The following is a 12,819-nucleotide window of genomic DNA, read 5'->3' as shown; positions in this document are numbered from 1 at the left end:
CTTTTGTGATGTCCATGAATATATCCTTGATAGACGTGTCTATCGGTCATGCCGTCCCGGACATGCCAGGCGGGGACATATCTCCGCGCCGGTACAGTACGGGGCAGCGCGGTCGTTACTTGCGTATGTTGAGTTTTTCGATGAGCGAGCGATATTTTTGCACATCGGTGCGGCGGAGATAATCGAGCAGTCTCCTGCGGCTGTTGACCATCTTTAAAAGTCCCATGCGGGAGTGATGGTCCTTCTCGTGTGTCTTGAAATGCTCGGCCAGCGTGAGGATGCGCTTGGTGAGAATGGCTACCTGCACCTCGGGTGAACCGGTGTCCTTTTCGTTCCTGCGGAATGCCCCGATGGCTTCCGTTTTTGTTTTTGCGTCTAACGACATAGGTCGCTCCTGATACGTATTCGGCGTGCGGTATGCACGTCGTTCTCGATGAGCGACTTCAATGCATCGATCGATCGTACCGGCAGTACGGGTCTCAGATAGCGGAGGAAGAACACATCCATCGATCTGCCGTATACGGTACGGTTAAAATCGATGATGTGTGTCTCAATAAGCACGGATGGATGCAGATGCGAACGCCCGACGAAGGTAAGCGCCTTCATGATGCGCGAAGTACCCACGCGCACGGCGGTAAGATACACGCCGTATCTGGGGACAACGACACCGTCACGAGGCTTCAGATTCGCCGTCGGAAAACCGATCGTTCTGCCGATTCCTTTTCCCTTTTCTATCGTACCCGAATAATAGAACGGTACGCCGAGCATACGCTCCGCCGCCGTCATATCGCCTTCCAGGACCGCTTTACGTACTGCGCTCGTGGCGATCTTCTTCTTCCGGTACGTCAGGAAAGGGAAAATCCTCACTTGTATGCGTTTTCCCTTGCGGGTCGATGCAAAACGAGCGAGCATTGACGCAGTGCCCTGGGCATTGCGTCCAAACCGGAAATCCTTCCCGACCGCTATCGCTTCTACGCGATAACACTCGATCAACTTTTGAAAGAACTCATCGGGAACCATTCTACCAAAAGCGGGGGAAAAGTCAATGACGACGATGAGATCGGGCTTATGCGCCTTTATCCGCTTAACCGTCTCTTCGAACGGAAAAAGCCGCGGAAGCGGGTGTGGGAAATGTACGTCCTCGTAGCGTGTACGGAACGTAATAACCACCGAGCGAAGGCCTTTTTTTCTTGCGACAGCTACCGTATGGCGTATGAGCTCTTCATGGCCGCGGTGAACCCCGTCGAATTTGCCGATGGTCACCGCAGAGCCTTGTGTTCCGGGCAGTTTCTTAAGTCCGTTGATGATGGCTGTCATGTGGCGGTGCATTATATGATGTTTCCCGGCGAAAGCAACGCATGCACACAGATCGTCGCGAAAATAGAGAACAGCGGGTTGCAACCCGCTGTTCTCAGCGATCCTGATAAAATTTTGATGCTAATTATTCTTCGTTATGTGCGAATAGCATTTTCCCAACAGCCTCGCACAAGTGCGGCATCGGTTTGCAATTTTACCGCCAGTACGATATAGTTTTTGCATGCTTGCACTCATCGACTACGGCATGGGCAATCTCGGCTCGGTAAAAAAGGCGTTCGAGTTCATCGGCGCCGAAGTAAAACGCACCGATAAGCCCGCCGATCTCAGGAAAGCCCGCGGGCTGATACTCCCCGGCGTCGGCGCTTTCCCCGCTGCGATGAAGAATCTCGCGCAACGCCGCCTCATCGATGTCATCCGGCGCGAAGTGGCGGAGGGCAAGCCCTTCCTCGGCATATGCCTCGGCTATCAGCTTTTGTTCGACTCGAGCACGGAAATGGGCGATACCAGAGGCCTTGGGCTCATACGAGGGCGTGTGCGGAAATTCGAGACCGATCTCAAGGTCCCGCATATGGGATGGAACAGCGTGACCGTCAAGAAGAAGGACATCGTCGCACGGGATGTCATGGACGGCGATTATTTCTATTTCGTCCACTCCTATTACCCCGAGCTTGAGGACACAACTGACGCGCTTTTCGAGACGGAATATGGTGTGCCGTTCACATCGGCCATTGCCCGCGGCAATATCTACGGATTCCAATTCCACCCGGAGAAGTCGCAGGAGAAAGGGCTGTCGCTTATCAGGAATTTCATGGATAAGGTCTGCAGGTAGCGTCGATGTTACAGGTAATACCGGCTATCGATATTCTCAACGGCAAAGTGGTGAGGCTCTATCAGGGGAGCTACGATGCGGTGACCGAATACGGTGATGACCCTGCCGAGCAGGCGGAAGCGTTCGTAAAAGCAGGGGCGGCGCGTATCCATATCGTCGATCTCAATGGCGCCCGCGAGGGAACGACGGTGAACGCGTCCGTTATCGAGGACATGCGCAGGCGTGTGTCCTGTACGCTTGAGGTCGGCGGCGGCATACGCACCATGAAGGATATCAAGCGGTATGCGGATATCGGCATCGATCATTTGATACTCGGCACGAAGGCCATCATCGATATCGATTTCCTTGAGAACGCGGTGCGTACATACGGCGAGCGCATTATCACCGGACTCGATGTGAAGGACGGGAAGCCCGCGGTCGGCGGCTGGTACGACATCGTCGAGAATTCCGTTGAGGTGCTTTTACGTGAATACGAGCGCATCGGCGTGCGTACGGTCATTCATACCGACATTCGGAGCGACGGCGCCTTTACCGGCATCAGTGCCGACGCGGTGCGTTCATTTCTGTCGAAAACGACGATACAGGTCATCATTTCCGGGGGGGTTGCATCCATCAGCGATATTCGCACGCTTATGGGTATCGATACCCCCAATCTTCTCGGGGTCATCACCGGAAAGGCTATTTATGACGGGCGGCTATCCCTTGAGGAAGCCCTTCTTCTCACGCGAAACGGCGGTTGAGACCGGTATTGTCGGGTAAAATTTAAGCATACTACTACCGATAATCAATATAAGGTATCCTCTGCGCGTCGTCTGGGCGTGCGGACAGTGCCGGTATTTGCCGCTGAGGACTGCGATGGTATTGAAAAAAACATTGATGCTTCTGCCCAAGATAGAGCTTCATCGGCACCTTGAGGGGGCCATGCGTCCCGAGACGCTCAGGGAATTCGCCGCAAAAAAGAAGCTTACGCAGTATCCGTACACCAATCCGAAAAAATTCAAATCGGTGGTCACCATCAGCAAGGGTGATAAGCCGGATTTCCTCTATTTCCTCTCGAAGTTCATCAATGTCTGGTATTCATCGCTCAAGGACGTCGAGCGTGTCTCCTTCGAAGCCGTCGAGGATGCGGCAAAGGACAATGTTCTTTACTACGAAATGCGCTTTTCCCCGGAGCATTATGCCTTCGTCAATAATTTCAAGCGTGATGCAGTGGTCAATGCCGTCATCGCCGGGGCGCGAAAAGCGGAAAAGAAATACAAGCATATCCGAGTGAAATATCTTCTGACGCTTAACCGCCAGAAACAGACGGTGCGCGAGATGGAATATCTTTTCGATATGGCGAAGACGTTCCACTTTGACGGCATGGTGGGCATAGACCTCGCGGGGGATGAGCTCAATTATCCGGCGAAGCAGTTCAAGGGGATATTCAGGAAGATAAAGGATGCCGGTCTTTTCGGCATTACGATCCATGCAGGCGAGGTTGTCGGTCCCTTCTCCATGTGGGATGCGATAAAACACCTCAATGCAGACCGCATCGGTCATGGCGTCGCCGCTATCAAGGACAAGAAGCTCATGCATTATCTCACTGAGCACGATATTACGCTTGAGCAATGCATTACGAGCAATCTGCAGACGGGCGCCGCAGCATCGATCGCATCGCACCCGCTCCCGCATTTCCTCAAAGCGGGCGTGCCGGTCGCAATGGCCACCGATGATCCCTCCATCGAGGATATCACGCTTTCCGACGACTACGAGATCGCCGCGAAGCATTTTTCGTTCGGATTCGAAGAATTCAGACAGGTCAATCTCAATGCGATAAAAGCGGCGTTCCTGAGCTTTACCGAGAAGGAAAAGCTCAAAGAGCGTTATCTCGCGGCGTTCGCCGCGTTCGAGAAAAAGGCGGCGCGCTCGAAGCGTTAGCGCTGGCCTTCCTTCAGTAATCCTTCAAAACGAGTACGCCATTCCTTGGATGTCCCCTTGTCTGAAATGACCTTGCTCAGGAGCGCATCGCATTCCTTTATTTTTTTCATATTGCCGAGGGTTATCGCGCGGAAGAATATTCCCTGGTAGCCGACATCCGTTCTCGGATATTCCTTTTCGGCCTTCTCGAACCACGGCAGCGCCATCGCATATTCCTTCGCTTCGCCGAAATGGGAGCCGAACGCGATGTAGTAGGTGCCGCGTTTCTCTTTCGCAATGACGTTCGCTCCGGAAAGGACGTTGAAGACGGAGAGCGCCTTCGTAATATCGCCTCGTGACACGAGCATGTCGAGATATTCCGCGGCGTCTTTCCTGTCGCCTTTTGCGTACGATTGCGCGAGCGCTAGATATCGTTCCTGAATAGTGAGCACATCCGCCATCTTGGTCGCGAATTCCTTCGGCCCGGCGAATCCCCCGATGACATAGATAAGCGCGCCATGTGCATCGACGAACAGAATGGTGGGGAACCCCTCGACACGGTAGCGCGAGAGGAAATCGGCGTTCTTCCCGCCCTTCTCGGGATTGACCTTGAGCGAAACGAATTCCTTTGCAAGTGCTATCACCTTCGCATCGGTGTAGGTCTTCTTATCGAGCTCTTTACACCAGCCGCACCAGTCGGTATACGCGTCGATCATGACGATGGTGTTCTTTTTCGCCGCTTCCGCGAGCGCTTTGGATGCGTCGGTATGCCAGGATATCCCATTGGCGTAAATCGATGACGCGATGAACAAAGCGACGAGTACGGAACGTCTTTTCATGATGGTGTCCTTGAAGATGATGACCACACTATACTTGAGAAAACGTGAAATGCAATGGTTGCCCGTCGCCGGAAGCATTGGTTGAGAAAAGGCGGTTTTCAGCGTATACTGCCGCTGATGAGCACACTACGAGAGACCGAGCTTTACCGCCCGATAGCCGATTTTCTCACCGGGCTTGGGTATACGGTGCGCGGCGAGGTGAAGGGCGCGGATGTCGCCGCCGTCAAGGGCGATGAACTTGTCATCGTCGAGATGAAGACATCGTACACGCTTACGCTCATACTGCAGGCGGTGGAGCGGCTTTCGGTCACCGCGTCGGTCTATGTAGCCATACCGCTGCCGAGCGAGAATATACGGAAGAAGAAATGGCGGCTTCAGTTCAGACTGCTGCGCCGGCTCGGACTCGGGCTCATTTTCGTTTCGAAGGTGAGCGGTGTGCAGGCGGTGTTCGATCCCAAACCGTATGCCCCGCGCATCAATAAAAAGCGTGCGCTCAGATATCGCGCTGAAATAGCGAAGCGTTCGCATGATCATAATGTCGGCGGGTCGACACGGGTGAAACTTATCACCGCGTATCGCGAAGAGGCGCTTCGGATCGCGCAGAAACTTCTAGCGGGCGCTTCGTCGGCAAAGGGATTGTGCGAAGCGGGCATGAGCGCAAAAACGGGATCGATACTGCGGAGCAATTTCTACGGCTGGTTCGAGCGCGTGTCCCCCGGCCACTATTGCCTGACCGCTGACGGCAAACGTGCGTTGACGGAGTATAAGCATGTCGTGAGATCGTTCCCCCGGGAGGCGGTATGAATGTCGATATCTTCTACTACACCGGCACCGGGAACACCGCCCGCGCCGTCGATGTGATCAAAAAAGAGTTCTCATCGAAAAGCTATATCGTGCGAACGACACGGGTCGACGCAGCGACATCGCCGCCCGCGCCGCCGCTCGACCTTGCTATCATAGCATTTCCGGTCTATGCCTGGATGGCGCCGGTATCGATGCAGCGGTTTCTCAGGAAATTCCCGCGTGGAGCGGCGCGATGCGCTGTCGTTGCGGTGCGGGGCGGAGTGCCGGAAAAGGACGCGGTCGGCGGATATTCCGGCGGCGCGATCGAACAGGTCGAACGCATCCTTACGCGGAAGGGGTATGAGGTTACCACGTCCGCGGATGCCGGATATCCGGATAATTGGACGCAATTCGTGGCACCGCTTCAGAGCGGCGATGTGACGGCGACGTGCAGCAAGGGCGATGATGAGATACGGGCTGTTATGAAGACGTTCAAATCCGGAAAGCGATCGATCTATCGTGCGAAGCTGTTGCCGAAAATGATCACGGGGCTTATCGCGGCGCTCTTTCTGGTCATCGGTCGCAAGGGCCTCGGCAGTTGTTTCATCGCCGATGAAAAATGCAATTCCTGCGGGATATGCGCGAAGCATTGCCCGACAAGGACCATTGTCATGCGTGGAAAGAAGAACGCGCGTCCGTTCTGGCGCTTCACCTGCGAGGCGTGCAATCGCTGTATCAACATCTGCCCGAAGCATTCGATACAGCTTTCGCTCTCGGCGCTTATCATGAGCTCGGTGCTCACGGGCATCATCATCGCAGCGGGGATATGGTCGCTTCGATACATCGCGCCGTTCTATCAGGATGCCGCGTGGCTGCGTGTGCTCATCCATACTGCGGCGGTCATTGCTGTCGTTATTATCGCTCATATTGCGGCGTTCCCGCCGTTCGCCTGGGCCGTGTTCATGCTCACCGGTTTCCCGGCGGTGCGCCGCTTCTTCTCGAAAAGCCATACACAGTCCTATGGGCGATACTGCGCTCCGGGATTCAAGGTGTCCGCGCGATGAGCCAGGAGGACCTGTCGATCATCCGCCGAGGACTTTCCTCGGTCCTTGGGCTCATCGCACGCGCGGAATGTACGTTCGTCAACGCACCGCACGGGATACGGCCCGATCGGCGCGAGATGATGCAGAACGAATTCCTTCATGCGCACGATACGGCGTATGAATTCACCGCGGTGTATGACGGACGATATGTCATGAACCTTGCGGGGAGTCCGCGTGTTTTTGAGAACGCCATGATACTGCTTGCACCGGGAGTGGCGCATCATGAGCGTCCGACACGGCAGCATGCCCCGTATCGTTCGCTTTGGCTCGTTATCAGGCCGTCGCAGCCGGGCACGCGTATCTGGGTGTCTTATTTCTCGAAGGGGATGAACTACCCTGGTATTGCAACGACGAAGCATTTCACTATCGCGCATTCGTTCCCGGACCATCGGCTGCTCTCGGGGTTCGCATCTGCCGATGTGCATGAGCGAAGATACACTGCCAATATCGTTGAAAATTTCCTCATCGATCTGGAACGCCAGGCCGCGCGTATGAAGGGTGAAGCGCATGAACGCCTTGCGGCACCGGACCCGACGGTGGAACAGGCGATCGCCGACGCCGATAGTTTCATCGAAACGAACGTTACGCGCCCCATAACCGTGTCCGATGTCGCTTCGCATGTCGGTTATTCCACCGATCACATTACACGGCTTTACAAGAAGCGCCGCGGGTATACGATGCATCAGCACATCAATGCGATGCGGTTATCACGCGCCACCGAACTTCTCCTTTCCACCGATCGGAAGATAGTGGAGATAGCCCGCGACTGTGGATTTTATAACGCGAACTACTTTAATGCCGTCTTCCGCGAGCGGTATACGGCTTCCCCGTCAGTGTATCGCCGGCTTAATGGGCGCGGAAAATCATAATAAATATCGTTTTTTTGCTATTGCCGGGCATGCCGGCATGATTACTATATCACCACAGTAAAACGCCCCGCTGATACCGGCGGCAAGGAGTTCTTCATGGCCCTTGGATACCAGGATACACCGATCATCCCGACCACGCGCTGGCATGTGCATGACGGCGAGCGTCCGCAGCCGAAAGTGGTCGACCCCGGGAATATCTCGACGACACCGCCCGTACAGCCCCCGGCGGACGCCATCGTGCTCTTCGACGGGTCATCGTTCGACGCATGGGCAAGCGTTAAGACCGGCGGGGCCGTCGGCTGGAAAATGAACGGCGACGGCACCGGGGAGGTGGTGAAGGGCACCGGTGATATTCAGACGAAAAAGCATTTCGGCGATATACAGCTCCATGTCGAGTGGTCGGCGCCGACCGTCATCGAGGGCGAAGGTCAGGGGCGCGGCAATTCCGGCGTCTTTCTCATGGGGATGTACGAAGTGCAGGTGCTCGACTGCTGGCAGAACCCGACATATCCGGACGGCACAACGGCCGCCATGTACGGACAATATCCGCCCATGGTGAATGCCTGCTGCAGACCGGGCGAATGGCATCGCTACGATATCATCTGGCAATGCCCTCATTTTCACGGCGACCGATGCGTTACACCGGCACGGATCACAGTGCTCCATAACGGCATCGTCGTGCATCATGCCCGCGAACTGCAGGGGCCGACCCAGCATAGACAGATAGCATCGTATGAAAAGCATGCGGCAACTGGGCCTGTGAAACTGCAGGACCACAATAATCCGGTGCGGTTTCGCAATATCTGGGTGCGGGAATTGTAATTGTAAAAACACCTGAGCACGTATAGAATGAACACGCAGGAATAAAAAGGAGATAACGATGTCAAAGATACGAGTGACCATCTGGAACGAGTTCGTCCATGAGAACCGCGATGAGCCGGTGAAAAAGATATACCCCGACGGTATGCATAAGACGATCGCGAAGATGATCGGCGATAAGTACGATTATACATTCGCCACATTGGACATGCCGGAACATGGACTCACTGCCGATGTTCTTGCCAATACCGATGTGCTTACCTGGTGGGGGCATGCGGCGCATGCGAAGGTGGAGGATGCCATCGTCGATCGCGTGCAGCAGCGCGTGCTCGAAGGCATGGGGCTTATCTGCCTTCACGCGGCGCATTACTCGAAGATATTCAAACGCATGATGGGCACGGGATGCGGACTGCGCTGGCGCGAAGCGAAAGAGAAAGAGCGTTTGTGGGTCGTCGAGCCACATCATCCCATCGCAAAGGGACTGCCGCAGCATTTTGAACTTCAGGAAGAGGAGATGTACGGCGAGCGCTTCGATATTCCCGATCCGGACAAGGTCGTCTTCATCTCATGGTTCGAAGGCGGCGAGGTGTTCAGGAGCGGCGTAACGTATACTCGCGGGCAGGGGAAGATATTCTACTTCCGCCCCGGCCATGAAACACATCCGACATACTTCAATAAGACCGTCATTCAGGTCATCGACAACGCCATTGCATGGGCGAAGTATGAAGGCGCGACCGATGTCATGAAGGCGGCGCCGCATGTGCCGGTGTCGCTCGAACCGATAAAGCCGAAATAGAAGGGTAATCCGAATAATCACAGCTGAACGCGGGGTCACGCATCCCGCGTTCAGCCGTTCAATAATAATTCTATTGCAAGTGGAGTCTATCATGAATAAGATACGTGTAGGCGTTATCGGTCTCGGCATGGGCAAAAGCCATCTCAAGAACTACAAGGCGAATGCGAACGTCGAGATAGCCGCCGTCTGCGATATGAACAAGGAGCTCGCGGATACGATAGCGAAGGAATACGGCGTTGCGAACGTATATACCGATACCGACGCAATGTTCGCCAAGGAAAAGCTCGATGCGGTGTCGGTGGTAACGCCCAATAAATTCCATTCGCCCCTCACGCTTGCCGCCATTGACAAAGGGCTTCATGTGCTCTGTGAGAAGCCCATGGCGATGAACACCGCGGAAGCAGTGGAGATGAAGAAAGCCGCCGACAAGAAGAAAGTAAATCTCATGATAAACTTCTCCTATCGATTCTCGCCCATGAGCTATGCGCTCAAGAAGACCGTGGACAGCGGCGTCATCGGTCCGATATATTTCGGGCGTACGGTATGGCATCGCCGCCTCGGTATGCCGAAATTCGGCGGCTGGTTCGGGCAGAAGGCGCTTTCCGGTGGAGGCCCGCTCATCGATCTCGGCGTGCATCGCCTCGATCTTGCGCTCTGGCTTATGGGATATCCGGAACCGGTGTCCGTGAGCGGTTCGGCGTACAATAAGATAGCCGCGCAGCATGCGGCGAAAGAAGGAAAACCCTTCGACGTCGAAGATTGTGCCTGCGGTATCATCAAATTCGCTACAGGCGCCACGCTCATGCTCGAAGCGAGCTGGGCGCTCCATATCAAAGAGAAAGAGCATATGATCACCTCGCTTTACGGCGAGAAGGGCGGCATCGTTCAGAAGAACACCGACGGCGGCTACAATTTCACCGCGGAGATATACACGAACGAGGATGGCCTTGAGTTCACCAAAACGCTCGATCAGAGCCGTGTGCCTGTGCCGACGCCGCAGGATGAATTCGTCGCGAGCATAATGGAAAAGCGTAAGCCGATGGCTGACGGTGAGGACGGCATCAAAGTGATGAAGATACTTGATGGCGTGTATGAAAGTGCTAAGACGGGGAAGGAAGTCAGGTATTAGGGAGGAGTACCCCTTCTCCCAATAACTGCTTTCTCGAACCCGAGTGCACATTTCTCGGGGTGCGAGACATGCATTCGTATGCAAATCCTGATAGGAGATGGGCACCGACAGGATGTGATAGCTTAAGGATATGCGGATGCATCGACTGTATTGTCCGTGTGTTTTTTCCTTTTCGTCGCGTCTTCGCGCCGTCGCGTGACATCTTCTTTATGTTTTCATATTCTCGTTGAGCGAGAGTGTTCCACGCGAAGCTCGCGAAGAATAGGTACCCGTAACCGGGCCGCAGACGGGGCAGGAGCGGTGTTTCCACAGAAAATAAAACGTGTGTGGAGAATGCGTCAAAATGACGCGCAAGGCAACGCTATCAGGCTGGGATCGGCATTGCGCAGGGTAATGAATTAAAACGGTATGGGGGAAGTCCTACACCGCGTCTTGACGTCATTCGACAGCGGGAATATACTGTCCAATCGTTGCATTCGTGTCTTCACCGCTTGTATTATGCTCATCATACGCGATGGAAGAAGGACACATCGTCAGTAAAGGAGAGTTTTGTGAAAAGAATAATTCTGCTCATTACTATCATCACAGGAGTACTGCTCATGGCTGCTGGCAAAACGGACCAACAGAAAAAGGGCGACACAAAGAAGCCCGCGTACGAAAAGTTCAACGACCAAGTAAGTTATGCCATCGGGATGGACATCGGGAATTCGTTCAAAAAGCAGTCGCTGGACCTGAACCTTGCCGTCCTCATGCAGGGTGTCAAGGACGTGCTTGCCGGAAAGACACCCGCCATGAGCGAGGATGAGGTCAATGCGGTGATGATGGAATTCCAGACACAGATGCGGCAGAAGGCGTCAGCGCGCGGCAGCAAGGAAAGCGAAGAGTTCCTTTCGAAGAACAAACAGAAAGCCGGCGTCGTCACGCTCCCGAGCGGACTGCAGTACAAGGTGGTCACTGCCGGCACCGGCGCGAAACCGAAACTCACCGACTCCGTATCCGTGCATTATCAGGGAACGCTTATCGGCGGCAAGGAATTCGACAGTTCATACAAGCGCGGCGAGCCCGCCAATTTCCCGTTGCAAGGCGTCATTGCGGGTTGGACCGAGATATTGCAATTGATGCCCGTCGGATCGAAGTGGGAAGTGTATATCCCGTCGGCGCTCGCGTACGGCGAACGGGGGAATTCGGGCATTCCGCCGAACTCTACGCTCATTTTCACCATTGAGCTTCTCAATATTGAACAATCGGCCAAATAAGTAGATGGCACGTTGCGCATATGTATCATCACGGGAACTGGCAGCAGTAATCACAGATGCCGTCACAAGATTGAACAGCGGGTTGCAACCCGCTGTTCCCATCATAGAAGGGATATCACTTGTCATGCTGACTTTCTCAGATCCGAATACCATGACAGAATCGCTTTACAGTTCGAACGTCTGTCCGATCTTCACGAAGCCTTGGAAGCCGTCGCCTTTCGCGCGCGCCTGCCAATCGCACGGTTTTCCGCTGAAGTCCTTGTTCTCGCTCACGAAATCCTGATAATGTGAGAGCCACATCTTCTTTTTTATTGCATCCGGGAGTTTTATGCTGTTGTATACAGGATCGCCGGAGAGTTGGCCGTAATTTGCGTGCACACCGCTCATGAACGGCGTACATTCGCAGTCCTGGATGATGAGGTCGGATTTGGCGTAGAACACTTCCATCTGACGCGGCGAACAATGCTGGCTGTCGGTGACGAAATAAACGGTTTTTCTGTCCTTTCGCGACATGATAAGGCCGAATGTCCATGATATCATGCTCCCTGACATGATATGTATCTGCTGAATAAGCTCGCAATTCCAGCCTTCCCAGTTGTACACGCTGTTGGGTTTTATCGGCACCGGCTCAAAATAGGTGGAAAGATCGGCGACGAAGCCTTCCATGCTCTCAAGGCCGCCCCGAAGCGATTTTTCCCAAAGGTCCTTTAAGAGCTGGTCATTGGCGATGATGCGCGGCGCGTAATTGAAATTCTTTCCCGTCGGCTTGTTCTTCGGGAAATTCATCCCGTCGCGGAAATTCTGCGGATGGTTCTTCCAGTCGTAACGGAGAAAAGCCATCTGCTCAAGCCCGCCGATATGGTCGGCATGCGCGTGGCTGATATAGACATCGTCGATATCATTGACGGTAAGTCCGGCATTGCGGAGCGCATGCGGCGCCTGCCATCCGTAGTCGATGAGCATGCGGCGGCCGTTCTCCTCCACAAGGAACGTCTGATTGTAATGCTTCACCGAAAAGGCGTTGCCGCAGCCGAGAATCGTTATCTTCATATCGTCTCCTTTCCTTTCTCGGACAACTATATCAAAATAAAAAAGTATGGCAAGCGCATGTACCGGTGCTCGTTGGAGGCCATCGCGAAAGAAAGAACAAGGGGGCATCCCTCGACTCCGCTCGGGAACC

14 protein-coding genes are annotated in these 12,819 nt (G+C 54.4%); 10 read left to right on the top strand and 4 right to left on the bottom strand.

All coding sequences use genetic code 11. The annotated features are described in order from the left end of the window. Positions 1 to 115: 115 nt before the first annotated feature. Positions 116 to 385, bottom strand: a complete 270-nt coding sequence (gene rpsO / locus AABZ39_19785) for a 30S ribosomal protein S15 (GenBank protein ID MEK6797024.1) — start codon at positions 383 to 385, stop codon at positions 116 to 118. Beyond that, entirely contained in the window at positions 376 to 1,317 is a 942-nt protein-coding gene (gene ribF / locus AABZ39_19780; protein ID MEK6797023.1) for a riboflavin biosynthesis protein RibF, read from the bottom strand. The genes rpsO and ribF overlap by 10 nt, the downstream gene beginning before the upstream one ends. 220 nt (positions 1,318 to 1,537) lie before the next feature. Here ribF and hisH point away from each other — a divergent pair, with 220 nt between their 5' ends. From hisH to add, 3 genes are all read left to right on the top strand, one after another. Beyond that, the gene (gene hisH, locus AABZ39_19775; GenBank protein MEK6797022.1) at positions 1,538 to 2,146 is read left to right on the top strand and encodes an imidazole glycerol phosphate synthase subunit HisH; all 609 of its coding nucleotides are present in this window, start codon (positions 1,538 to 1,540) and stop codon (positions 2,144 to 2,146) included. Positions 2,147 to 2,151: 5 nt separating this feature from the next. Beyond that, a complete protein-coding gene (hisA, locus tag AABZ39_19770) occupies positions 2,152 to 2,886 on the top strand; it encodes a 1-(5-phosphoribosyl)-5-[(5-phosphoribosylamino)methylideneamino]imidazole-4-carboxamide isomerase (GenBank protein MEK6797021.1) in 735 nt (244 codons plus the stop codon). Positions 2,887 to 3,001: 115 nt separating this feature from the next. Next, a complete protein-coding gene (gene add / locus AABZ39_19765; protein MEK6797020.1) occupies positions 3,002 to 4,066 on the top strand; it encodes an adenosine deaminase in 1,065 nt (354 codons plus the stop codon). On the opposite strand, the gene AABZ39_19760 is transcribed toward add, so the two are convergent. Next, positions 4,063 to 4,884, bottom strand: a complete 822-nt coding sequence (locus tag AABZ39_19760; protein MEK6797019.1) for a thioredoxin family protein — start codon at positions 4,882 to 4,884, stop codon at positions 4,063 to 4,065. The genes add and AABZ39_19760 overlap by 4 nt on opposite strands. A gap of 117 nt (positions 4,885 to 5,001) precedes the next feature. Here AABZ39_19760 and AABZ39_19755 point away from each other — a divergent pair, with 117 nt between their 5' ends. The 7 genes from AABZ39_19755 (at position 5,002) to AABZ39_19725 (ending at position 11,639) form a co-directional block, all read left to right on the top strand. Beyond that, positions 5,002 to 5,688 (top strand): DUF2161 family putative PD-(D/E)XK-type phosphodiesterase, encoded by a 687-nt coding sequence (locus AABZ39_19755; GenBank protein MEK6797018.1) that lies wholly within the window; start codon positions 5,002 to 5,004, stop codon positions 5,686 to 5,688. After that, a complete protein-coding gene (locus AABZ39_19750; GenBank protein ID MEK6797017.1) occupies positions 5,685 to 6,731 on the top strand; it encodes an EFR1 family ferrodoxin in 1,047 nt (348 codons plus the stop codon). Before AABZ39_19755 ends, AABZ39_19750 begins: the two co-directional genes overlap by 4 nt. Continuing rightward, the gene (locus tag AABZ39_19745; GenBank protein ID MEK6797016.1) at positions 6,728 to 7,639 is read left to right on the top strand and encodes a helix-turn-helix transcriptional regulator; all 912 of its coding nucleotides are present in this window, start codon (positions 6,728 to 6,730) and stop codon (positions 7,637 to 7,639) included. The genes AABZ39_19750 and AABZ39_19745 overlap by 4 nt, the downstream gene beginning before the upstream one ends. Positions 7,640 to 7,735: 96 nt before the next feature. Next, positions 7,736 to 8,461: a DUF1080 domain-containing protein gene (locus AABZ39_19740; GenBank protein ID MEK6797015.1), complete on the top strand. Its 726-nt coding sequence runs from the start codon at positions 7,736 to 7,738 to the stop codon at positions 8,459 to 8,461. A gap of 58 nt (positions 8,462 to 8,519) precedes the next feature. After that, the gene (locus tag AABZ39_19735; GenBank protein MEK6797014.1) at positions 8,520 to 9,254 is read left to right on the top strand and encodes a ThuA domain-containing protein; all 735 of its coding nucleotides are present in this window, start codon (positions 8,520 to 8,522) and stop codon (positions 9,252 to 9,254) included. A gap of 91 nt (positions 9,255 to 9,345) precedes the next feature. After that, entirely contained in the window at positions 9,346 to 10,383 is a 1,038-nt protein-coding gene (locus AABZ39_19730) for a Gfo/Idh/MocA family oxidoreductase (GenBank protein MEK6797013.1), read from the top strand. A 551-nt stretch (positions 10,384 to 10,934) separates the two neighbouring features. After that, entirely contained in the window at positions 10,935 to 11,639 is a 705-nt protein-coding gene (locus AABZ39_19725; protein MEK6797012.1) for an FKBP-type peptidyl-prolyl cis-trans isomerase, read from the top strand. 165 nt (positions 11,640 to 11,804) lie between these two features. On the opposite strand, the gene AABZ39_19720 is transcribed toward AABZ39_19725, so the two are convergent. Beyond that, a complete protein-coding gene (locus AABZ39_19720) occupies positions 11,805 to 12,689 on the bottom strand; it encodes an MBL fold metallo-hydrolase (protein ID MEK6797011.1) in 885 nt (294 codons plus the stop codon). Positions 12,690 to 12,819: the final 130 nt, after the last annotated feature.

Source organism: Spirochaetota bacterium (assembly GCA_038043445.1).
Lineage (GTDB): Bacteria > Spirochaetota > Brachyspiria > Brachyspirales > JACRPF01 > JBBTBY01.
Note: the sequence above shows the minus strand (reverse complement) of the source record. Positions and strands in the feature narration are given on the sequence as shown.